25 protein-coding genes are annotated in these 21,241 nt (G+C 33.6%); 8 read left to right on the top strand and 17 right to left on the bottom strand.

Going from position 1 to position 21,241, the window contains the following annotated elements; translation table 11 throughout:
• The first annotated feature begins 217 nt into the window (after nucleotides 1-217).
• Nucleotides 218-1,009, top strand: coding sequence for a Cof-type HAD-IIB family hydrolase (locus tag LQ617_RS08365; protein ID WP_239740173.1), 792 nt, complete (start codon nucleotides 218-220; stop codon nucleotides 1,007-1,009).
• Between the two features lie 29 nt (nucleotides 1,010-1,038).
• Entirely contained in the window at nucleotides 1,039-1,419 is a 381-nt protein-coding gene (locus LQ617_RS08370; RefSeq protein WP_107576876.1) for a VOC family protein, read from the top strand.
• Between the two features lie 61 nt (nucleotides 1,420-1,480).
• Here LQ617_RS08370 and LQ617_RS08375 read toward each other — a convergent pair whose 3' ends face one another.
• Genes LQ617_RS08375 through LQ617_RS08390 form a run of 4 tightly spaced genes read right to left on the bottom strand, consistent with a single transcriptional unit; the run spans nucleotide 1,481 to nucleotide 4,615 of the window.
• Complete coding sequence (locus tag LQ617_RS08375; RefSeq protein ID WP_206166500.1) at nucleotides 1,481-2,389, bottom strand: ABC transporter substrate-binding protein; 909 nt, start codon at nucleotides 2,387-2,389, stop codon at nucleotides 1,481-1,483.
• Nucleotides 2,390-2,410: 21 nt separating this feature from the next.
• Nucleotides 2,411-3,217, bottom strand: coding sequence for a MetQ/NlpA family ABC transporter substrate-binding protein (locus LQ617_RS08380; protein ID WP_206166501.1), 807 nt, complete (start codon nucleotides 3,215-3,217; stop codon nucleotides 2,411-2,413).
• A gap of 7 nt (nucleotides 3,218-3,224) precedes the next feature.
• Nucleotides 3,225-3,896, bottom strand: coding sequence for a metal ABC transporter permease EmtB (gene emtB, locus LQ617_RS08385; RefSeq protein WP_232180166.1), 672 nt, complete (start codon nucleotides 3,894-3,896; stop codon nucleotides 3,225-3,227).
• Complete coding sequence (locus tag LQ617_RS08390) at nucleotides 3,893-4,615, bottom strand: ATP-binding cassette domain-containing protein (protein ID WP_049319465.1); 723 nt, start codon at nucleotides 4,613-4,615, stop codon at nucleotides 3,893-3,895. The genes emtB and LQ617_RS08390 overlap by 4 nt, the downstream gene beginning before the upstream one ends.
• A gap of 196 nt (nucleotides 4,616-4,811) precedes the next feature.
• Between LQ617_RS08390 and hemQ the strand changes: the two genes are divergently transcribed.
• Nucleotides 4,812-5,564 (top strand): hydrogen peroxide-dependent heme synthase, encoded by a 753-nt coding sequence (gene hemQ, locus LQ617_RS08395; protein ID WP_037589946.1) that lies wholly within the window; start codon nucleotides 4,812-4,814, stop codon nucleotides 5,562-5,564.
• Nucleotides 5,565-5,848: 284 nt separating this feature from the next.
• On the opposite strand, the gene gltS is transcribed toward hemQ, so the two are convergent.
• From gltS to LQ617_RS08420, 5 genes are all read right to left on the bottom strand, one after another.
• The gene (gene gltS / locus LQ617_RS08400) at nucleotides 5,849-7,057 is read right to left on the bottom strand and encodes a sodium/glutamate symporter (protein ID WP_037589945.1); all 1,209 of its coding nucleotides are present in this window, start codon (nucleotides 7,055-7,057) and stop codon (nucleotides 5,849-5,851) included.
• A gap of 212 nt (nucleotides 7,058-7,269) precedes the next feature.
• On the bottom strand, nucleotides 7,270-8,748 hold the full coding sequence (locus LQ617_RS08405; RefSeq protein WP_037589944.1) for an APC family permease: 1,479 nt from the start codon (nucleotides 8,746-8,748) through the stop codon (nucleotides 7,270-7,272).
• Between the two features lie 52 nt (nucleotides 8,749-8,800).
• Nucleotides 8,801-9,163 (bottom strand): DUF423 domain-containing protein, encoded by a 363-nt coding sequence (locus LQ617_RS08410; RefSeq protein WP_206166504.1) that lies wholly within the window; start codon nucleotides 9,161-9,163, stop codon nucleotides 8,801-8,803.
• 20 nt (nucleotides 9,164-9,183) lie between these two features.
• A complete protein-coding gene (locus tag LQ617_RS08415) occupies nucleotides 9,184-9,519 on the bottom strand; it encodes a DUF5327 family protein (protein WP_159316115.1) in 336 nt (111 codons plus the stop codon).
• Entirely contained in the window at nucleotides 9,519-10,175 is a 657-nt protein-coding gene (locus tag LQ617_RS08420) for a uracil-DNA glycosylase (protein ID WP_103361275.1), read from the bottom strand. The genes LQ617_RS08415 and LQ617_RS08420 overlap by 1 nt, the downstream gene beginning before the upstream one ends.
• A 114-nt stretch (nucleotides 10,176-10,289) precedes the next feature.
• On the opposite strand from LQ617_RS08420, the gene thiD reads away from it, so the two are divergent.
• A complete protein-coding gene (gene thiD / locus LQ617_RS08425) occupies nucleotides 10,290-11,120 on the top strand; it encodes a bifunctional hydroxymethylpyrimidine kinase/phosphomethylpyrimidine kinase (RefSeq protein WP_025904890.1) in 831 nt (276 codons plus the stop codon).
• 685 nt (nucleotides 11,121-11,805) lie between these two features.
• Here thiD and LQ617_RS08430 read toward each other — a convergent pair.
• The 4 genes from LQ617_RS08430 to LQ617_RS08445 all read right to left on the bottom strand — a co-directional run bounded on the left by LQ617_RS08430 (nucleotide 11,806) and on the right by LQ617_RS08445 (nucleotide 15,211).
• Nucleotides 11,806-12,144 (bottom strand): hypothetical protein, encoded by a 339-nt coding sequence (locus LQ617_RS08430; protein WP_232157687.1) that lies wholly within the window; start codon nucleotides 12,142-12,144, stop codon nucleotides 11,806-11,808.
• Between the two features lie 104 nt (nucleotides 12,145-12,248).
• A complete protein-coding gene (gene nagB, locus LQ617_RS08435; protein WP_126476312.1) occupies nucleotides 12,249-12,989 on the bottom strand; it encodes a glucosamine-6-phosphate deaminase in 741 nt (246 codons plus the stop codon).
• A 2-nt stretch (nucleotides 12,990-12,991) separates the two neighbouring features.
• The gene (locus tag LQ617_RS08440; protein ID WP_204188314.1) at nucleotides 12,992-13,660 is read right to left on the bottom strand and encodes an N-acetylmannosamine-6-phosphate 2-epimerase; all 669 of its coding nucleotides are present in this window, start codon (nucleotides 13,658-13,660) and stop codon (nucleotides 12,992-12,994) included.
• A 15-nt stretch (nucleotides 13,661-13,675) separates the two neighbouring features.
• Nucleotides 13,676-15,211: a PTS transporter subunit EIIC gene (locus LQ617_RS08445; RefSeq protein WP_239740174.1), complete on the bottom strand. Its 1,536-nt coding sequence runs from the start codon at nucleotides 15,209-15,211 to the stop codon at nucleotides 13,676-13,678.
• A gap of 125 nt (nucleotides 15,212-15,336) precedes the next feature.
• On the opposite strand from LQ617_RS08445, the gene LQ617_RS08450 reads away from it, so the two are divergent.
• The 4 genes from LQ617_RS08450 (at nucleotide 15,337) to folE2 (ending at nucleotide 18,158) form a co-directional block, all read left to right on the top strand.
• On the top strand, nucleotides 15,337-16,143 hold the full coding sequence (locus tag LQ617_RS08450) for a MurR/RpiR family transcriptional regulator (protein WP_037589937.1): 807 nt from the start codon (nucleotides 15,337-15,339) through the stop codon (nucleotides 16,141-16,143).
• A 77-nt stretch (nucleotides 16,144-16,220) separates the two neighbouring features.
• On the top strand, nucleotides 16,221-16,580 hold the full coding sequence (locus LQ617_RS08455) for a YojF family protein (protein ID WP_025904884.1): 360 nt from the start codon (nucleotides 16,221-16,223) through the stop codon (nucleotides 16,578-16,580).
• A gap of 12 nt (nucleotides 16,581-16,592) precedes the next feature.
• Nucleotides 16,593-17,261: a bacillithiol biosynthesis deacetylase BshB2 gene (bshB2, locus tag LQ617_RS08460; protein ID WP_037589936.1), complete on the top strand. Its 669-nt coding sequence runs from the start codon at nucleotides 16,593-16,595 to the stop codon at nucleotides 17,259-17,261.
• A gap of 18 nt (nucleotides 17,262-17,279) precedes the next feature.
• Entirely contained in the window at nucleotides 17,280-18,158 is an 879-nt protein-coding gene (gene folE2, locus LQ617_RS08465) for a GTP cyclohydrolase FolE2 (RefSeq protein ID WP_037589935.1), read from the top strand.
• A gap of 66 nt (nucleotides 18,159-18,224) precedes the next feature.
• On the opposite strand, the gene LQ617_RS08470 is transcribed toward folE2, so the two are convergent.
• From LQ617_RS08470 to tadA, 4 genes are all read right to left on the bottom strand, one after another.
• Nucleotides 18,225-18,632, bottom strand: coding sequence for a GNAT family N-acetyltransferase (locus tag LQ617_RS08470; protein WP_204188312.1), 408 nt, complete (start codon nucleotides 18,630-18,632; stop codon nucleotides 18,225-18,227).
• 514 nt (nucleotides 18,633-19,146) lie between these two features.
• Nucleotides 19,147-19,725, bottom strand: coding sequence for an NADPH-dependent FMN reductase (locus tag LQ617_RS08475; RefSeq protein WP_037589932.1), 579 nt, complete (start codon nucleotides 19,723-19,725; stop codon nucleotides 19,147-19,149).
• A 104-nt stretch (nucleotides 19,726-19,829) separates the two neighbouring features.
• Nucleotides 19,830-20,699: a Cof-type HAD-IIB family hydrolase gene (locus LQ617_RS08480; RefSeq protein ID WP_107576865.1), complete on the bottom strand. Its 870-nt coding sequence runs from the start codon at nucleotides 20,697-20,699 to the stop codon at nucleotides 19,830-19,832.
• 59 nt (nucleotides 20,700-20,758) lie between these two features.
• The gene (gene tadA / locus LQ617_RS08485; RefSeq protein WP_239740188.1) at nucleotides 20,759-21,226 is read right to left on the bottom strand and encodes a tRNA adenosine(34) deaminase TadA; all 468 of its coding nucleotides are present in this window, start codon (nucleotides 21,224-21,226) and stop codon (nucleotides 20,759-20,761) included.
• Between the last annotated feature and the right edge of the window lie 15 nt (nucleotides 21,227-21,241).

Below are 21,241 nucleotides of genomic sequence, written 5' to 3' on the forward strand. Positions count from 1 at the left end.
TGTATCAATCATATTTTAACCCTATGTAAAGATAGTATGAGTATTGTATGAATGTAATATGAAGAGAGATAAGTTAGGAGAAAGTACACCGGGCAATATTAATGAATCTATAATGTAAAATTGGTAAAATTATTACATAAATAGAGGGCATATAATAATAATTTGGAGGTTGTATATTTCATATAAATCTTAGTTTTATTATAAGGAGGGTTTATTCTTGATTAAAGCAATAGCGGTTGATATGGATGGGACTTTTTTGAATTCAGAAGGCACTTATGATAATGATTTATTTAAAGATGTATTCTCGTATTTAAAATCACAAAACATAAAATTTATCATAGCGAGTGGTAATCAATATTATCAACTTAGAAGTTTTTTCCCAGGGGAAGATAAATATATTTATTACATAGCAGAGAATGGTGCTATATACGCTGATTATAATAATATTACCAATGTCGCAGAATTTGACGAACAATTATTAATGAATATCTTGGATGAATTAAGTAAGCATAATATTGAGTTTGTTTTGTGTGGTGTAAACAGTGCTTATATTTTAAGTAACTCAAGTGATGCTTTTAAATCTGATATGTCAAAATATTATTATGAACTTAAAGAAGTGAATCATTTAAAAGACTTGCCTGAAGATAAGTTTGTTAAATTGGCTTTATCCGTTTATGATAATGGGCACGAATTTAGAGACTTATTAAATGAAAAGTATGGAGACCAGATTGTAGCCGTTTCTAGCGGGCATCATAATATTGATATTATTCTTAAAGGTGTTAATAAAAGTAGTACGCTTAATAGTTTATTGAAAGAATTAGGATTAACTCGAGAAGAACTGTTGGCTTTTGGTGATGCTGGAAATGATAAAGAAATGTTGGAGTTGGCAAATTATAGTTATGCAATGAAGAATGCCAGTGAGGATATTAAATCAATTACAAAAGAAATTGCGCCATCTAATGATGAAAATGGTGTCTTGTTAACAATTAAAAAAGCACTAAACATATAATTCAAAAATTGATACAAAGGGAGATTATTATGAAAATAGAACATGTAGCATTATGGGCGGACGATATTGATAAATTGAAAGATTTTTATATAAAGTATTTTAATGTAACGAGTAGTGAATTATATTTCAATGAAAAAACGAAATTCAAATCATACTTTTTGCATTTTGAAGAAGGCAGTCGCTTAGAAATAATGAACAAACCATTTTTGAAAGGTCATTTAGGTGATGGTAAAGGCTATGCTCATATCGCTATTTCAGTTGGTGATAGAGAAGCGGTTGATAGCTTTGCTCAGCAATTTAGCCAAGATGGATATCCATTGTTAAGTGGTCCAAGAGTTACAGGTGATGGTTATTATGAGGCAGTCATTCAAGATCCAGAAGGAAACTTACTTGAGTTGACAACTTATTAATAACTTAGCCTATAAAATAACAAAAAAGAAGCTCAACTCGAGCTTCTTTTTTTATATTACTTTATTTTTTTAATAGTTCTTTTTTAAATGTTTCTGCTTGTTTCTCTACTGAGATTAAATCTCCGTATAATGCTTCATTACTTGTGTAGTAAATGACGTTATTGTTTTTAACTGCTTTATTATTTTTCCAGATAGTTGAATTTGTAAATTCATTATTTGGTTTTTTACCGTCTTTTGTTGGAATAAATAAGTAGTCTCCTGAATAATCGTTAAATTTTTCTTGAGGTACTTTCATGAATTTTTCTTTTGGCATTGCTTTTTTAGCTTCTGGATCTTCTTTTAATTTGAAACCATCGAATAGTGCGTCACTACCTCTACCGAATCTTGCGCCGAACTGATAAATATCTTTAGCTTGTACGTCCATAATTGAAGCTGTTTTATCTGCTCCGATATGTTTTTTAATTTCTTTACCATCTTTTAAAAGTTTATCTGATAATTCGTCTGCTTGTTTTTTAGCTTTTTCTTCTTTGTTTACTAATTTACCGTATTCGATATGAGTTTGTTTATAATCTGTGTCTTGTACTTTTAGTGATACAGTTGGTGCTATTTTTGAAAGTTTATTATTATTTTTATTTTCTTTATACGTTACGATTAAATCTGGTTTAAGCTTCGCTGCCGCTTCAACATCTTCTGGATCTATTTTCTTAACGTCTTTCATATCTAAATATTTAGAATCTGGGAATACACTTGTGATCGCTACTGGTTCTACACCTAGTTTTTTCAAGTTACCATAGTTAGCTGTCAGTAATAGAATACGCTTTGGATTTTTAGGAATTTTTACTTTTTCGCCGCCTTCAGTCGTAAATGTTCGTTCTTTACTGTCACTTTTACTACTTGATGCTTCGTTGTTATTACCACAAGCTGCTAACAATAACGCTAAACATAATACAAAACTTAATAATTTTTTCATTTCTACACCTCTTATTTTATTTTAAAACGATGGAATTAACGTATCTTCATGTTTTTCTTTTAAATATTTTTTAACTGCATCACTTTTCATAACTTTGTGCAATTCTTTAATCTTTTCTGAGTCTTTATTATCTTCTCTTGCAACGAGTTGAATTGAGAATCGTGAATCAATGTTTTTCTCTAAGAACAATGCGTCAGCAGGTTTTAAGCCAATTTTAGAAATATAAGTTGGATAGTTATAAACAAGTGATACATCTTTTTCACTATAAGTTTCTGCTAAGTTCAGTAAGTCTACTTTCAACCATTTGAAATCTTTAGGATTTTCGACGATGTCTTTCGTAGTGCCATTTACACCAACGTCGTCTTTCAATTTAATAAGACCTTGTTCTTCAAGAATCGCTAATGCTCTACCTTCATTTGAAATATCATTTGGTATTGCTACTTTTGTCCCTTTTGGAATGTCATTGATGTCTTTATATTTTTTAGAATAAAAACCAACTTTTGCATCATAAATCGGTTGAATTGCGACTAAATTTGCTTTACGTTCTGAGTTGTATTTTTCCATAAATGGTTTATGTTGCGCGAAACTTGCATCCGCTTCTTTACTACTTACCATATCGTTATAAGCAACGTTGTCATTCACTTGGACAAGTTTAATTTCCCAGCCGTCCTTTTTAGCTTCTTTTGCTGCTTGTTTAACAACGTCTGTCATTGGTGGTGCTTGAGAAGCTACTTTAATGACTTTGTCTTCATTATCTTTTTTATTCGCACCACAGCCTGCGATGATAATGCTTAACATTAATAACATAACAAATAAACTTTTTTTCATTTCTACACTACTTTCTTTTATCTATTTTTTGAGCTATAAAGTTTCCTAACATTTGTATGATAAATACACTGATAATGATGATGATGATTGAGAAATACATGATTTCATTTTCATAACTTTGGTAACCGTATCTGATTGCGAAATCACCTATTCCTCCACCGCCAACAATACCCATGACTGTTGAATAAGACACCATGCTTACTGTCGTCGTTGTATATGCCAATATAATGCCGCTACGTGATTCAACTAATATGAAATTCCAAATATATTTATATGTTGAGGCACCTAGAGATTCTGCCAAGACTTTAATATCACCAGGAATATCTAATAATACTTGCTCAACCAATCTTGAAAATATCGCGATACCTACAATACTTAAAGGGATAATCGATGGATATGGCCCAAACGCACTCCCTAATATCATACGTGTAAGTGGGATTAAACTGATTACAAATAATAAGTACGGGAATGAACGTATAAATGTAATTAAGAAATTAAATGACCAATAATAATTGATATTTAACGCTTTAATACTTGGGTTTGATAAAAATAATGCGATGCCTAGAGGTAGCCCAACTAGTAAAGTGATGAGCATGGAATAACCTAACATAATGCACGTTTCTTGTAAGGACTGAATCAATTCTGGTAAGTAGTAATTTATCTTCTCTAAAAATGTCATTCTTCTAAACTCTGCCTAACATTCTCTAAATAAGAATTCGTATTTCTTTCTACACTTACTACTTTATTATCCATAACCTCTAACAATTGACCGTCCTCCATAACACATACTTTTTCACATAATTGTTTAACAACGCTCAATTCATGCGTCACAAAAATAATCGTAATGTTGTATGCTTTATTCACTTTCTTCAACATCTTAATGATGATTTCCGTGTTATGTTCATCTAAACTACTTGTCGCCTCATCACACAATAAAATATCCGGGTTTCTCACGAGCGCTCTTGCTAATGCAACACGTTGTTTCTCACCACCGGATAATTGTGCTGGATAATAATCCTTTTTATCATTTAACCCTACAAACCCTATTAATTCATCTACTTTTGCTTTATCTTGCTGATTAATAATTTTTAAAGGCAAAGCGATATTTTGCTGAACATTAAGGTTATTCAACAAATTATAATTTTGAAATACCATACCTATTTTTTCTTTATACTTCCTTACAACACGCTTTGATAATGCTTCTGTATCTTTCCCGTCAAAAACAATGCGCCCTTCTGTTGGTTGTTCTATTAAATTCAATAATCTCAGTAACGTCGACTTTCCCGAACCACTTTTACCGACAATACCTGTAACAGATCCTGGTTCTATCGTTAAAGAAAAATCTTTTATAGCAAAATTGTCATTATATTTTTTTGAAACATTTTCTAATTTATACAACTTTATACTCCTGTAAAATTATTTTAAAAAGGAAATCTATTTTCATTATCTAATAATTGAAATCGATAATCAATATCAATTAATACATTTAAGTATTCTTTCTTTCACAACAATGTAAAAAGTTGAGTCCTTTCAACCTTATCTAGTATGATAGACTTGTAATGAAGATATCTTTTCTAAAAGGAGCGAAAGTAAAATGAACGAAGCAGCAAAAACATTAGATGGTTGGTACAGCTTACATTTATTTTATGCAATTGATTGGGCAAGCTTAAAAACTGTACCTGAAGAAGATCGAAACACAATGATCAGCGAATTCAAGACTTTCCTTGAAGCGTTGGAAACAGTTCATAATAATAAAGAAGGTTCTCATGCTTTCTATAACATAACAGGCCAAAAAGCAGATTTAATGTTATGGTTCTTAAGACCAGACGTTAAACAATTAAATGCCTTAGAAAATGAATTTAACAAGTTAGATATTAGCGACTTCTTAATTCCAACATATTCATACGTATCAATCGTAGAACTTTCAAACTATCTTGCAGGTGACTCTAACGAAGATCCATATGAAAACCCACATGTTAAAGCAAGATTATATCCAGAAGTACCACGTTCAGAGTACGTATGTTTCTACCCAATGGATAAAAGACGTGACGGCGAAGACAACTGGTATATGTTAGACATGGATCATAGACGTAGCCTAATGCGCTCACACGGTTTAATCGGACGTAGTTATGCAGGTAAAGTAAAACAATTTATTACAGGTTCAGTAGGACTAGACGATTACGAATGGGGCGTAACATTATTCAGTGATGACATGTTACAATTCAAAAAATTAATCTATGAAATGCGTTTCGACGAAGTATCAGCAAGATATGGTGACTTCGGAGCATTCTACGTAGGTAATATATTAAACATTGATGAATTAGATACATTCTTCAAATTGAAATAATATAGAAATAGCCTGGAACTGAGTGAAGTTCCAGGCTCTTCATATTTTGAGTGCTAATGATGTTGATTTGCAGGCCGATAATTTATTTTATCGGCCTGCAAATTCCGTTTTCGGGTCGATATTGTTATTTATCGGCCTGGAAATCCTGTTTTCGGGTCGATATTTATTTTTATCGGCCTGGAAATCTTATTTCTGGACCGATAATTTTCCGTATCGGTCCATAATATTAATTAAGGCTGGGACATAATATAATATCCCAGCCTCAATCTCATTGCCAACTATATTTAACTAAATATATTGATGAATAATGTAACAATTGGTACGCCTAGTAAATCTATTAGGAAGGCGCCAACTACTGGAACTACTAAATAAGCTTTTGGTGATGCACCGAATTTTTTAGTTATAACATCTAAGTTAGCCATGGCATTTGGTGTTGCGCCTAGTCCATGTCCGATAAATCCGCCTATCATAACTGCTGCATCATAATTTTTACCTAGTCCTCTAAACACGACAAATACTGAGAATAGTACGATAAATACAATTTGTACTAATACAATAATTGTTAACGGCAGCGCTAATTGATAAATTTCTGTTAATTTAATACTCATTAACGCGATTGATAAGAATAAACTTAATGAAACATCACTTACTTGGTTTGTAATTTTCATATCAATAATGTTTAAGTTTCCGTAATCAGAGATGTTTCTTATGATAACTGCGACAAACATTGCGCCAACATACACAGGAATATTTATTCCTGTTAAATTCGTAAATCCATCTCCAATATATGTACCAATCGCCATACATACTGCAATAATTGTAAATTGAACAATAAATACTGTTGTAGGGTTCATTCTACTATGTAAGTTCTCGTTATATCCCACTTCGCTAAAATCAATACCTGTATCTTTAGCATCTCCTGGTTTCAAATCAAACTTTTTAATTAAATATCGAACCACAGGGCCACCTATTAATCCACCTGCAACAAGTCCTAATGTCGCTGCAGCAAGTGCCGCTGTTACCGCAGAGTCTACACCTAATGATTCTAATGTCTTACCGTATGCCGCTGCATTACCATGACCACCTTCCATGGACATTGATCCAGCAGTTAAGCCAAGTAGTGGTGGTATATTTAACACTTTAGATAATGACACACCGATTACATTTTGACAAAATGCTAAAATTCCGCAAAAAATAAAATATAAAATCAGTACTCTTCCACCAAGTTTTAATAATTTTAATGACGCACCTAAACCTATTGTTGTAAAGAATGCCAACATAAAGAAGTCCTGTAGAAAATCAGAATCTAATTTAATTGTAATGACATTTAATGATTGTAAAATAGCAACTACAATAGCAAATAACAAGCCACCAATTACTGGCGCAGGAATACATAGACGTCTCAATATAGAAACTTTATTTACAATACCCTCACCTAATAAAAGTAAGACACATGCTATAGCTAAAGTTGTGACAGCATCAAACTGTAACATCATCGTTCCCCCTAAAACCTTATATTTTTATCTAGAAATCGTTTTCAAACACTGATGAACATTATACCTATCTCAAGTAAAGAATGCTACCTTCTATAAATGAGAAATAAAATAAATTCACAAAAAGATTATTATACAATTATTTTAAGTCGAAAAATATTACTAATAAAAAACCAGACTAACGTCTCTCGCTAGTCTGGTATACTATCTATTTATTTTTTCACTTCTGTTTTGGCTTCTAAATCTATCATTTCTTCTTTTGTCTTATCTAATACTAAATAGTTTAACTCATCGTTCGTCATTTTCTTAAGTGATGGGTATCTTATCATAAAGAATACAATACCAAGCACTAACCAAATGAACAACGCGATATAAGATGGTAATGATAAACTTGCTGGTGATCCTGGGATAAGTAATAAACCTAAGAATATACCAGCGATAATTGCACCGATAATCGCAAATGTTTTGTATTTTGGATGATACATCATGCTTCGTTTATCGTATGAAAATAGTTTAAATGCTGATAAACATGTTATGAAATAAGCGATTGAAACACCTGTTGATGACATATCTACAATCCATGTTAATGCTGTTCTACCTAACCATGGTGCAGCGAGTGCCATTACTAATATAAATATAATACTTACATACGGTGTATTATATTTTGGGTGTAACTTTTTAAAGACGCTTGGCATAACAGATGCTCTACCCATAGAGAATAACAATCTACTTGAACTCATAAAGAATCCGTTCAATCCTGTGAATATCCCCATCAATATTGCGACGATTAATACTGCTAAACCAACAAACGAGAAGGCTTCTTGAACGACTGAACCTGTCACCCATAAATCTCCACCTACAGATGATGCATCTTTAAACAACCAACTTGTTAAAAGTATCATCATCACATACGTAAGCGCTGAAGCAATCAAACTAAATACGATTAACTTGAACGTCTTACTTGGTGAAAAGTTAAATTCTTCTGCGGTTTGCGGAATATTATCAAAGCCTACATATGCCCATGGTGCAACTGCCAGAATTACAACGATTGAGGCAAGCCAACCCATGTCATTATTGACAACAGGCTTAAGATTTGAGAATGAAAAATCATGCGTGAAAAATGATCCTGCAAATAAAAGTATAACAACAACTGCTAATACCACACAGAATATATATTGCAGACTTCCTGAAAAACTAGAACCTTTTATACTTATCCAAGCAAATATTAACAATATAAGTGATGATAGTATAATTTCAGTTATGTACACATCCCAACCTGCTACTGTATATAATTTACCTTGTTCTAAAAATCCCGGCATAATAAATTTAAAAAGCAAACTAAATGCTGAGGCGTTTAAAGCAACGATACAAATATATCCAAAAGTTAAAAACCATGATGAGAAGAATGATACATATTTACCGAATCCTAAGTATCCGAATGCAAAAGCACCACCTGATACTGGGAACTTTTCAACTAATGCACCGTAACTAACGGCAATAACAATCATCAATAATGCCCCGATAAATATACCGATTGAAGCGCCTAATGGTCCAGCCTGACTAATCCAGTCACCTGGTAGTATAAATGCACCCCAACCTATACTTGAGCCGTAAGCAATGGCCCACACAAATTTTTCTGATAAGTTCTGATCTAAATTTCCTCTTGATAAATCTTTCTTTTTCCTAGCCATACATGTTCCACCCTTATTTTTTTAAATTTCGTGAAACGTAATTAACCTTTAATTAAATTTTCCAAACAGCAATTACGAGTAATAACCAACTTGCTATAAATAACACGCCGCCAATTGGTGTAATAGCGCCAAGTATTTTAATTTGAGTTACAGCAAGTATATATAATGAACCACTAAAGAATACTATGCCAAACGTCATTAACCATCCAGCTATGTTTAAACTGATAGATGTTGTGCCCGAAATAATACCAATTAAAATTAAACCGAGTGCATGATACATTTGGTATGTTGTTGCTTTACCCCATATATCTAAGTATTTAGCCGATAATTTATTTTCTAAACCATGTGCCCCAAATGCACCTGCTGCTACAGCGATCATTGCATTAATTGCACCTATTATAATAAATAATTTCATTTGTTATCTCCCTTTCTTATTTAAAAATCAAATATTGAATCTCCGTTACCTATGCCATCATCTGTTGTTAATTGATTGTCTGATTTATTTACAGATGGTTCATTACGCACTTTACCACCCATTTTTCTAATTTCTTCATCTGAAATTTGTGGTTTTGCTTTTGGTGTTGGTTTAGGTGTAGAAGAAATATTTTGTTCTACTTTAATATCGTGCGTTAAATCGTCTTCTTTATCTACCAATCCACTTAACGTATGAATGGCATGCATGTGGCGATTAAAGACTTCATTTGTTGAAGCATTGTCAGCAGCAACGAGTTCTTCTTCTATTGCAGCAATTAATTGTGATCTACTTATCATTAAATGTCACCTCCACACCAATTAATGGGTTCTTTACCACTCGCAATAAGATATTCATTCGTCTTACTAAATGGTTTAGACCCAAAGAATCCTCTATAAGCCGATAATGGACTTGGATGTACAGATTGTATAATATGATGGCGTTCTGTATCAATAAGCTTGATCTTAGATTGTGCAGGTTTACCCCAAAGTATAAAAACAACATCTTCTAATTCACTGGAAACATGTTTAATAATTTCATCCGTGAATATTTCCCAACCAATATTTTTATGTGAATGTGCTTGATGTGCTTCTACTGTTAAGACGGTGTTTAAAAGTAATACACCTTCCTTAGCCCAATCTTGCAAGTGAGGTGTCGTTCTCTTACAACCTATATCGTCTTCTAATTCTTTATAAATATTTCTTAATGAAGGTGGGAATTTTGCGTCTGGTTGTACTGAAAAAGCTAAGCCATGCGCTTGATTCGGACCATGATAAGGATCTTGCCCGAGAATAACCACTTTCACATGATCTAAAGGTGTTAAATCAAATGCTTGATAAATATTTTCTCTATCAGGATAAATCGTCTTACTTTTATATGCTTCTTCTAAAAATGACTCCATTTCAGAAAAATCATGTTCGGATTTTATTTTATGAAAAATTTGTTGCCAATCCATATTATTCACCTCAATAAAAATGATAACATAGCACTCAAGAAAAGGTCATAACTATTTTTTACAATTAAAAAACGTGATATGATGAAATATATGAATTATTGGGAGGAATCATCAATGGCATTAAAAAAAGTCTTAACAATAGCAGGATCAGACACAAGTGCTGGAGCTGGAATGCAAGCAGATTTAAAGACATTCCAAGAGCATGACACATATGGAATGGTTGCATTAACAGCAGTCGTTACAATGGACCCACAAACATGGTCACATGACGTAACACCATTACCTCTTGATTTACTAGATAAACAATTAAACACAGCTATTTCAATCGGACCAGATGCAATTAAAACAGGTATGCTTGGTTCTGAAGAAATTATTAAACGTGCACGTCAAACATATGACGAAGCAGACGCTGAAATTTTCGTAGTTGACCCTGTAATGGTATGTAAAGGTGAAGACGAAGTACTTAACCCGGGAAATACTGATGCAATGATTAAAGAACTATTACCAAAAGCAACAGTCGTTACACCAAATTTATTTGAAGCAGGTCAACTATCAGGTTTAGGTAAACTAACTTCAATTGATGATATGAAAAAAGCAGCAGAAAAAATCCACGAACTAGGTGCACAATATGTTGTCATTAAAGGTGGAAAAGCTCTAGAATCAGATAAAGCTTATGACTTATACTATGACGGACAAAAGCATGTCCTATTATCAACAGATAAATTCCAATCAAGTTATAACCACGGTGCAGGTTGTACATTCGCAGCTGCAACAACAGCTAACTTAGCAAACGGCGAATCACCAGAAGATGCAATCATACATGCAAAAGCATTCGTAGCATCAGCTATTAAAAACGGTTGGAAAATGAACGACTTCGTAGGACCAGTAGATCACGGCGCTTCAAACCGTATCGAAAAAATAGAAGTATATACTGAAGAAGTATAATAAAAAGCTGTACGCGTGTGCGTACAGCTTCATAATGTCGACAAGGTCTTAGACTTTGTTGGCATTTTTTTGTGGGGAAGCTAGGAGGTTGTTGCTATTGGGGTTAACGACGGGAGCGGGGGTAGCGGGAGCGTTGTGAACACTTCTCGCCAAACTTGTTCATAACGAGGGCGTTGTGAACACTTCTCGCTAAACTTGTTCATAACGGGGGCGTTAGTTACAAAACTCAGCCAAAATGTTACTAAGGACGTCTATAATTACAAAAGTCGGCCAAAGTGTTATTAAGGACAGCCTTAGTTACAAAACTCAGCCGAAATGTTACTATAGACAGCCTTAATTACAAAACTCGGCTGAAATGTTACTATGGACCGCTATAGTTACAAAACTCAGCCAAAATGTTACTATGGACCGCTATAGTTACAAAACTCAGCCAAAATGTTACTATGGACCGCCTTAGTTACAAAACTCGTAACAACTGTAAACATGGCACTAACTATTTGCACTTTCACCCAAATCTGCTAATAACGACACCACTATTTGCACTTTCAACCAAAACTGCTTTTAACGATAAGAGTCCACCACATGAATTTCTCACAACCAACCCCCAAATATAAACAAAAGCCGAGACAATGTTTCTTGTCTCGGCTTCATTTAATACGATATGCACATGCGTAAAGCTTTTCTATTATGATTGCATGATACTAAATTCCGCTGTGACTTTTGCCACTTCTTTGCGGTTCTTAAATAATGTCATTTGATATTGATAAAATGCATTATCTCCCTCTTTTGTTTCATTTAAACATTCTAATTCTGCGATGTAATTTTCTAATGTCATAATACGTTCTGTCTGTTCAAACTCACTTTTAATTTGTTTAAGTTTTGTATCATTTCTCATAAATGGCTTAAAACTATTAAACTCTCGAAGTACGCTTAATAAGTATTGAACAGGTACTTCTTCATAGTACTGATATCCCATTATATTACAATAATCTAAAACCGCTTCATCGTTAAATGAAATGCGCATTGTTTCCAATAATTCCACCCGCCATTTCTTGAGGCTAATCTCAGTTGTAATTGTACTTTAAAGAGTATCATCATTCAAGTGAATTTTTACTACGACTTATTACTCTAAATGTCTTCTTCTTCACTTAAATACGCATTATTATCTAGTATAACTTCTACATTAGGATGATTATACAAAACAGATGCTGGTAAGTCTGTTGTAATGTCACCTGTTAATAATCGTTTAATCGCTTCTGCTTTCTTCGGTCCATAAGCTAATAGAATTATACGTTTAGCTTTCATAATAGATTGAATACCCATAGAAATGGCTTGTTCTGGTACTTCTTCAATTGTTTCAAAATATCTACTATTCGCTTCTATTGTAGACTCCGTTAAATTCACAATACTTGTCACACTATCAAATGAAGTGCCTGGTTCATTGAAACCAATATGACCATTTTCTCCAATACCAAGTATTTGAACATCTATAGGTCCTTCTTGATCTAATAAAGCTTCATAACGTTTCGTTTCTGCTTCTAAATCTTCTGCTGAACCGTTTGGTAAATGTATACGCGATTCGTTCCAAGATGGTAAATGATTAAAGAGTACGTCATGCATATATGTGTAGTAACTTTCTGGATGATCATAATCAATACCAATATATTCATCTAAATTAAATGTCGTGATTTCACTCAAATCAATTTCATTAATTCTAATCAAGTTCACAAGTTGTTCGTATACACGAACCATCGTTCCACCAGTCGCTAATCCAAGCACACTTTTTTTATTTGAAATAATTTGCTTTAATAACTCATTCGCAACATAGTGGCATGCTTCCTCTTTAGATCCTAAATTCATGATTTGCATAATTATCCCTCTATTTCTTTTATAAATCTTTTCGCTATTTCTAAAGGTCTCGTAATAGCGCCGCCAACAACTGTACAATGTACGCCTAAATCTGTTACACGTTTAAACATTTCAGGTGTAATAACGTTTCCTTCTGCGATTACTTTTGCGTTAACATTGTCTAATACTTCTTTTAAAAATTGAAAATCATTTTCGTATAATACATGACCTTTTGTATATTCTGTATAACCTCTTAAAGTTGTACCTACATAATCAAATCCTAATTTATCGGCCTGAATAGCTTCTTCTAAATCAGAAACATCTGCCATAATTTCAACGTTTGGTGCATGCGCTCTAATATATGAAACAAGTTCTTCAAGTGACTCTTTAGGTCTTTCTTGTTTCGTCGCATCTAACGCAATAACTTCACAACCACTTTCAATTAATTCATCGACTTCTTTTGAAGTTGCTGTGATAAATACTTTTGAACCTTCATAATCACGTTTTACAATGCCGATTACCGGTAAATCAACTTCTTCTTTAATAGCAATAATATCTTCTTTCGTATTTGCTCTAATACCTTTAGCACCTGCTTGAGATGCAGCTAAAGCCATCTTACTCATAATAAAAGATGAATGTAATGGTTCATCCGGTAAAGCCTGACATGACACGATTAATCCTTGTGGTAACATTTATAAAAACACTCCTTATTGATTTTCTAACGCTTCTTCTACTTCATTTTTTATAGTCGTAACATGCGGACCATAAATGATTTGAATACCTGTTCCTTTTTTGACGATACCTCTTGATTCTGTCGTCTTAATGAGATCTTCGTTGAACAAATGCTCATCATTAATCGTTACACGTAATCTTGTTGCGCAACAATCGACTGTATCTATGTTTTCTTTTCCACCTAAACCTTTAATAATTGTTTCGGCACGTTCACTTGCTTCAACAGTTTGAACCGCTTCACTATCTTCACGTCCTGGTGTCTTAAAGTTAAATTTCGTAATTAAAAATCTAAAAGTCACATAGTATAAGAAGAACCAAACTATACCAATCGGAATGACTAATAAATAGTTCGTCTTACTATTCCCTTGTAACACACCGAAGAGGATATAATCAATGAATCCGCCACTAAAGGTTTGACCGACAGTGATGTTAAATATGTCAGCCATCATAAATGCTAAACCATCAAATATTGCATGGATAACATATAATACTGGTGCTATGAATAAGAAACTAAATTCAAGTGGTTCAGTAATACCTGTTAAGAATGATGTTAATGCTGCAGAAAGCATTAAGCCACCTACTACTTTTTTCTTCTCTGGTTTAGCTGTGTGGTAAATTGCTAAAGCTGCACCAAGTAATCCGAACATCATTGTAATAAAACGACCAGACATGTATCTTGAAATACCTGAATAATAATGTGTTAAATCTGCATCTCCTAATTGTGCGAAGAAGATATTTTGAGTCCCTTGTATGATTTTCCCGTTGATTTCCATCGTACCACCAAGTGCAGTTTGCCAGAATGGTAAGTAGAATATATGATGTAAGCCAAATGGCCCAAGCATACGTAATATAAATCCATAAATAAACGTCCCGATGACACCTGTTTTATTAACAAGACCACCCGCATTGAATATCCAACCTTGAATCGTTGGCCAAACAAAGAACAAAATAACACCTAGTACGATTGACGCAATTGACGTTACAATCGGTACGAATCTAGATCCACCAAAGAACCCTAAGAACGGTGGCAATGTGATTTTGTTATATTTATTGTGTAGCATGGCAGTCATAATACCGACGATAATCCCACCGAACACACCTGTTTCGACAGTTTGAATACCTAGTACCATACCTTGTCCTGCTTTAGCTAATGCTTCTGTTGCTGCAACATTATCCGTAATCGTTAATAATGCGTTCATCGTCGCATTCATAATTAAGAATCCTAACATTGCTGCTAAACCTGCTGTACCTTTATCTCTTCTTGCCAAGCCTATCGCAACCCCGATTGCGAATAATACTGGTAAATTCGCAAAAACGATATTCCCCGCTGATGACATTAAAATAAATATATACTGTAATAAATCTACGTCTAAAATCGGATATGCTTTAATTGTGTTTGGATTACTTAAAGCACCACCGATACCTAATAACAACCCTGCTGCAGGTAAAATTGCTATGGGTAACATAAATGATTTCCCGAATTGCTGTGCTTTATCAAAAATTTTACTCATTCGAACACCTACCTCCCTATTTACCCTAAATATAACACCATGAAAATTATAGTCAACTTTATTATTTGTTTTGAAAAATATTTTCAATTATAATGTTATTTATTCTATAAATTGAGGTGTCCTTCATGAATTTTGAAAATCGTATTCAACAATTTTCATACCTTTTCACAAAGTCCGATGAAAAGATTGCTAGATTTATACTCGATCATCCAGTTGGTGATCATTTTTCAACAATTACTTCTTTAGCTTATGCAATTGGTGTATCAACTTCTAGCATTACAAGATTTAGTCATAAATTGAACTATCAACATTTTCAAGATATGAAGTTCAATATTCAACAAACTTATGAGAAGACGGATATTCAAAACGTTCCGCTCATTAAAAGAATCCATGAATATCATCAAACGCTTATACAACAAACTGGTGAATTTATATCTAATGATAAAATTAATCAACTGATTGATATTTTGACTAATAGTCGACAAACACTTTTTGCAGGTTTAGGGAGTTCTGGTTTAACGGCAACTGAATTCTATTATCGAACGATGAGAATGGGCATAGCTGGAAGTTCTGTAACTGATGCGCATCAAATGAAAATTGGTGCTTCGCTATTAGATAGAAATGATGCGTTAATTGCTTTTTCTAATAGTGGCAAGACAGAAGAACTGATTAATGCTGCTAAAATTGCGAAATCTCAAGGGGCAACTGTTATTGCGATTACAAACTATGCTGGCAGTGAACTGACTGCTTATTCTGACATTGTCATCATGACGATTGATCAAACGAGAGTGAACGATAAACAATTCATTAACACACAAATTTCAGCACATTTCTTGATTGATGTTGTCAGTTATATGTTGTTAGAGCGACAAGATAATATGAATCTTTATCAGCATACGAGAGATGTCATACTTCAAGACAATAAATCATAACTTGTGAGCAGAATGTATATAAATTTACTCAAGAATTTAGTAGAATAGTAAAGTATATACTATGAGGAGTGAAAGGCATGGAATTAATTCAAGTAGATCAAGTACAATCACTAATATCGGAATATGAAAATAAGCCAGTTTATCTCCATGTAGAAACAACAAATGGTGCTTATGCAAACCATTTTGATAGCAAAGTATTTAATGCTGGTACATTTTTAAGAAATATTCAAGTTACTTTTACACACGCACATTTAACGGGTGGTAATAAGGAACCTTATCGTGTTGGTTTAAAATTAGACAACAACGGTTGGGTTTATGTTCAAGGATTAACACATTATGAAGTAACTGAAAATAATGAACTATTAATAGCGGGACTAAATTATGAAGGACAACTTGCTGCAACTTTAGAAATTAGTAGCAATCCTTTCAAGGATTAAGAGGTGAATACAATGAATGACGAAAGACAAGTATTAGTTATTTTTCCACATCCAGACGACGAAGCATTTGGAACATCAGGTACATTAAGTAAGTTCGTGGACAATGGTACACCAGTAACTTACGCATGTTTAACGTTAGGACAGATGGGCCGTAACCTAGGTAACCCACCTTTTGCTACACGTGAATCTTTACCATTTATAAGAGAACGTGAATTAGATGCAGCAGCTGAAGCGATTGGTATCACAGATTTAAGAAAAATGGGCTATAGAGATAAAACAATCGAATTTGAACCTAAAGATGAATTAGATAATATGGTAAAATCATTAATAGATGAACTTAACCCATCATTGATTATTTCATTCTATCCTGGTTATTCCGTTCACCCTGACCATGAAGCAACTGCAGAATCAGTTGTAAGAACAGTCAGTCGTATGGAAGCATCAGCGAGACCTAAATTACACCTTGTGGCATTTAGTAATGACACTTACAGCGATTTAGGAGAACCGGATATTAATATAGATATTACTGGATACGAAGAACGCAAGATGAAAGTCCTTAAAGCTCATGCGTCTCAAACAGGTCCAATGTTACAAAACCTTGCTTCAAATACTCAAGAAGGTGAAGCAGCTAAAGATATGTGGATGAAGACAGAACATTTCTGGACATATCATATTGAATAGATAGTGGAGGCAATGTGAATGACACAATTAGATTTATCAACACGTGAAGCGCGCTGGAAATATTTCGGTTCAGTTGACCCTATTAAAGGTACAAAGCCAACTGAAAAAGAAAAGATGCCTGATTTACAAAGCTCTAAGAAAGATTTCCTGTTCGAAATTGAACATGTTGGTATTAAGAACTTAATTTACCCTGTAAGAATTGATGATTTTCAAACAGTTGGAAACTTCGAATTTTCAACTAGTTTAAATCAAGACGAAAAAGGTATTAATATGAGCCGTATTATCGAAAGTGTTGAAAAACATTATGATAACGGTGTAAAACTAGATTTCGATCATCTAACAACATTATTAAATACACTACAAACTGCAATGATTCAAAATACTGCATCAGTTGACGTAACAGCAAAATGGTTCTTTAACCGCTTTAGCCCAGTTACAAACCAAAAGGCAGTCGGTCATGCAGATATTAGATATATCTTATCCGTTTCAGAAGATAAAATAACAAAGAAATCTTTAGGTATAGAAGTACCTGTAACAACGTTATGCCCATGTTCTAAAGAAATTAGTGAATACTCAGCTCATAATCAGCGTGGTATTATCACAGTCCTAATTGATTTAGATCCAGAAGTAAGCCTACCAGATAACTACAAAGATATTGTATTAGACGGTATGGAGGCTAACGCAAGTTCAATGTTATACCCAATCTTGAAACGAACAGACGAAAAAGCCGTTACAGAAAGAGCATATGAGAATCCAAGATTTGTAGAAGATTTAATTAGATTAGTAGCAGCTGATTTAGTAGAATTAGATTGGATTCAAGGATTCGAGATCGAATGCCGAAACGAAGAATCTATACATCAACACGATGCATTCGCAAGATTAAAATATACTAAGTAATTTAAATAGAGAACGGACCGACGTAGAACAGTCGGTCCGTTTTTTGGGGTTGTGGATGCGGGAGGACTATTGGTTGATCTTCATGAAAGCAGTACAGCCATACTTATCTAATGACAATAACTCATTCTTTTCATAAAAATTGATAGTCTTTTCTGATGTATCCGTCATTAATACAACTTGTCTAACATGATTAAATCGTTCTTTAATCATATTTAAAAGTTTGCTACCTATTCCGTTACCTTGATAATCAGGATCTATAAGAATATCTTGTACATATGCAATTGAATGGTCATCACTAATAACTCTAGTCAATCCAACTAATTGATCATGATTCCATACAGTTACAAAGTAACATGCATTTTTTAAAAGCACAGTCATATCTTCATTATTCTTTACATATACATCCCAACCGACACTTAAATATAACTTTTGTAAATCCTCATTGCTAGGTATTCTCTTTATTGAATATTCCATGTTGATACCCCCTATTATTGCTTAATCATCAAGTCATTAAAAGTACTTATTATTTTAATAAGGTAATTATACATTATTATAGGGGTTTGTGATGTTATATGGGGTGGTAGGCTCGTTTTCGGGTCGATAAATTTTTTTATCGGCCTGATAATCTCGTTTTCGGGTCGATATTTTATTTTATCGGCCTGTAAATCCCGTTTTCGGGTCGATATTTATTTTTATCGGTCTGCAAATCCCGTTTTCGGGTCGATAATTATTTTTATCGGCCTGCAAATCCAGTTTTCGGGTCGATAAATTTTTTTATCGGCCTGATAATCTCGTTTTCGGGTCGATATTTTATTTTATCGGCCTGTAAATCTCGTTTTCGGGTCGGTAAATTTTTTTATCGGTCCATATTTCCTGTTTCTGGACCGGTAATTTTTCGTATCGGTCCATATTTTCCACTCCCATCCCGACATTTCCACCATTCTCTATAAAGAAAAGAGCAACAGCCTAAGCTGTTGCTCTCCTCTTATTATGAATTTACTTCTTCTGTTTCAATCCATGGGTTATTTTGTATTAATTTTGTGATTTGTTCTGTAAATAATTTAACGCGTAATTTAATATCATCTACATCTACATAATATGTGCCGTCTTCTGTTTTACCATAGTCTGCATCTTGTGTTGAGATTTGAACTGGCACTGCGATACCTAATAAGTTTCTCATAATAATACGTAAATGTGATAATGGTTCTGTACTGCGCATACCACCACTGTTACATATTAAGCCAACAGGTTTCATTTTAAATTGATCCATCGTTAAATGATCTAATGCATTTTTCAGTATACCTGAATATGAACCGTGATAATTTGGTGTACCGATAATAATTGCATCGGCTTCTTCAGCTTTCTCACGTAATTCATTTACATTATCTTTAACGCGTTCGTCATTTAAATGCTTGCCTGATACATCTAAAAACGGTATTGGTTTATCATATAAATCAAACAATGTTACTTCTGCACCTTGTTCTTCTAAATTACCTCGAACAAATTGTGCTAGTGCATGTGTATGTGAATATTGTTTTGCGCTACCTACAATAAGTAATACTTTCAATGTTGTCACCTCAAAATTTTAATGATTATCATTACCGACCATTATAACATACAAAAAAAGTATGAATTCAAATTTATAGAAAAATCATTCTTTTGGACGATGTTTTAGCGGTCATAATCTTTGAGTGCATGTATAATCGCTTTACCTACACCACTGTGTTCATTAGTGTCTGTAACATAATCTGCTATCTCTTTAACTTCGGGTGCACCGTTTTCCATGGCAACTGCATAGCCTGCTTTTTCTAACATAGAAACGTCATTTAAATTATCACCAATTGCCATTACATCTGACATTGGGATGTTTAATTGATTTGCGATTTCTTCTAAAGCGATACCTTTTTGAGCATCTGAATGCGTAATTTCGATATTCCCTCTTGATGATGAAGATACAGCTAAACTTTTTGATTCAGAAATTTCAGCTTTGGCTCTATCAATTTTAGATAAGTCACTCGCGAATGCTAATATTTTCAAAATGATTTCGCCTGGTCTATTTTCGATTTCATCGTAGCTATCAACAGTTTTTAAAGTACCGTTGTCAATTCTACTTTGAATGTTGGCACGGATTTTCTTAACATCTGCTTTTTGACCTGCTTTTTCAGCGATATCAACGTAGATTTCTAAATCTTTTTCTGGATCTTCTGTATATATACCGAAGTTTGTATATACTTGATAATAAATATCTTCTTTATTTAAGACGCCTGTGATTTTGTTGATTAATGGACGTGTTAATTTAGATGTATGAACGATGTTGAATTCTTCATCTCTTACTTCTGCACCATTCAAACAAATATATGGTAATGTTAAATCTGTTTTTTCAATTGGACTGTTTGCTTCATAAAATGCTCTACCCGTAGCTATAACGACAGTTATCCCTTTAGATTGTGCATACTTTATTGCTTCATAATTCTCATTAGAAACTTCATGTGCAGCGTTTAATAAAGTACCATCCATATCTGTTGCGATTAACTTAATCATGAAAGTAACCTCTTTTCTTTATATTCAACATAAATTTTAACAAATAACCGTAATAATCTCTATGAATCTGTATTATTCTGCTTAATTTGTTTTTTTAAAATCCTTTTTTCCTTAAAAAATGTTCGTAACATATCTCCACATTCTTGTTCGAGTATCCCTCTTTCAACTGTTGATCGATGATTGAAGCGTGTATCTTCTATTAGATTCATTAAGCTACCACTACAACCGCCTTTTAAATCTGTCGCGCCGTATACGACATGAGGAATTCTACTCATAACAATAGCGCCTGAACACATCACACAAGGCTCTAACGTAGCATATAAAGTTGTATCTTCAAGACGCCATGAATTAAGGTGCTTGGCCGCTTCTTGTATCGCTATCATCTCAGCGTGCGCTACAGGACTTTGATCATGTTCTCTTAAATTATGCCCTCTGCCAATTACTTCATCTTTATAAACAATTATTGCGCCAATCGGTACTTCATCCATTGCCCAAGCTTTTTTTGCTTCTTCAATTGCAAGTTTCATATATTTTTCATGCAC

This window comes from Mammaliicoccus sp. P-M59, from assembly GCF_022386135.1.
In the GTDB taxonomy this organism is placed as follows: domain Bacteria; phylum Bacillota; class Bacilli; order Staphylococcales; family Staphylococcaceae; genus Mammaliicoccus; species Mammaliicoccus sciuri_A.

What these genes read in the sequence shown, in the direction of transcription:
- LQ617_RS08370 (WP_107576876.1), top strand. Translation starts at nt 1,039, where the DNA reads ATGAAAATAGAACATGTAGCATTATGGGCGGACGATATTGATAAATTG.
- LQ617_RS08375 (WP_206166500.1), bottom strand. Translation starts at nt 2,389, where the DNA reads ATGAAAAAATTATTAAGTTTTGTATTATGTTTAGCGTTATTGTTAGCA.
- LQ617_RS08380 (WP_206166501.1), bottom strand. Translation starts at nt 3,217, where the DNA reads ATGAAAAAAAGTTTATTTGTTATGTTATTAATGTTAAGCATTATCATC.
- emtB (WP_232180166.1), bottom strand. Translation starts at nt 3,896, where the DNA reads ATGACATTTTTAGAGAAGATAAATTACTACTTACCAGAATTGATTCAG.
- hemQ (WP_037589946.1), top strand. Translation starts at nt 4,812, where the DNA reads ATGAACGAAGCAGCAAAAACATTAGATGGTTGGTACAGCTTACATTTA.
- gltS (WP_037589945.1), bottom strand. Translation starts at nt 7,057, where the DNA reads ATGTTACAGTTTGATGCTGTCACAACTTTAGCTATAGCATGTGTCTTA.
- LQ617_RS08405 (WP_037589944.1), bottom strand. Translation starts at nt 8,748, where the DNA reads ATGGCTAGGAAAAAGAAAGATTTATCAAGAGGAAATTTAGATCAGAAC.
- LQ617_RS08410 (WP_206166504.1), bottom strand. Translation starts at nt 9,163, where the DNA reads ATGAAATTATTTATTATAATAGGTGCAATTAATGCAATGATCGCTGTA.
- LQ617_RS08415 (WP_159316115.1), bottom strand. Translation starts at nt 9,519, where the DNA reads ATGATAAGTAGATCACAATTAATTGCTGCAATAGAAGAAGAACTCGTT.
- LQ617_RS08420 (WP_103361275.1), bottom strand. Translation starts at nt 10,175, where the DNA reads ATGGATTGGCAACAAATTTTTCATAAAATAAAATCCGAACATGATTTT.
- thiD (WP_025904890.1), top strand. Translation starts at nt 10,290, where the DNA reads ATGGCATTAAAAAAAGTCTTAACAATAGCAGGATCAGACACAAGTGCT.
- LQ617_RS08430 (WP_232157687.1), bottom strand. Translation starts at nt 12,144, where the DNA reads ATGCGCATTTCATTTAACGATGAAGCGGTTTTAGATTATTGTAATATA.
- nagB (WP_126476312.1), bottom strand. Translation starts at nt 12,989, where the DNA reads ATGCAAATCATGAATTTAGGATCTAAAGAGGAAGCATGCCACTATGTT.
- LQ617_RS08440 (WP_204188314.1), bottom strand. Translation starts at nt 13,660, where the DNA reads ATGTTACCACAAGGATTAATCGTGTCATGTCAGGCTTTACCGGATGAA.
- LQ617_RS08445 (WP_239740174.1), bottom strand. Translation starts at nt 15,211, where the DNA reads ATGAGTAAAATTTTTGATAAAGCACAGCAATTCGGGAAATCATTTATG.
- LQ617_RS08450 (WP_037589937.1), top strand. Translation starts at nt 15,337, where the DNA reads ATGAATTTTGAAAATCGTATTCAACAATTTTCATACCTTTTCACAAAG.
- LQ617_RS08455 (WP_025904884.1), top strand. Translation starts at nt 16,221, where the DNA reads ATGGAATTAATTCAAGTAGATCAAGTACAATCACTAATATCGGAATAT.
- bshB2 (WP_037589936.1), top strand. Translation starts at nt 16,593, where the DNA reads ATGAATGACGAAAGACAAGTATTAGTTATTTTTCCACATCCAGACGAC.
- folE2 (WP_037589935.1), top strand. Translation starts at nt 17,280, where the DNA reads ATGACACAATTAGATTTATCAACACGTGAAGCGCGCTGGAAATATTTC.
- LQ617_RS08470 (WP_204188312.1), bottom strand. Translation starts at nt 18,632, where the DNA reads ATGGAATATTCAATAAAGAGAATACCTAGCAATGAGGATTTACAAAAG.
- LQ617_RS08480 (WP_107576865.1), bottom strand. Translation starts at nt 20,699, where the DNA reads ATGATTAAGTTAATCGCAACAGATATGGATGGTACTTTATTAAACGCT.
- tadA (WP_239740188.1), bottom strand. Translation starts at nt 21,226, where the DNA reads ATGAAACTTGCAATTGAAGAAGCAAAAAAAGCTTGGGCAATGGATGAA.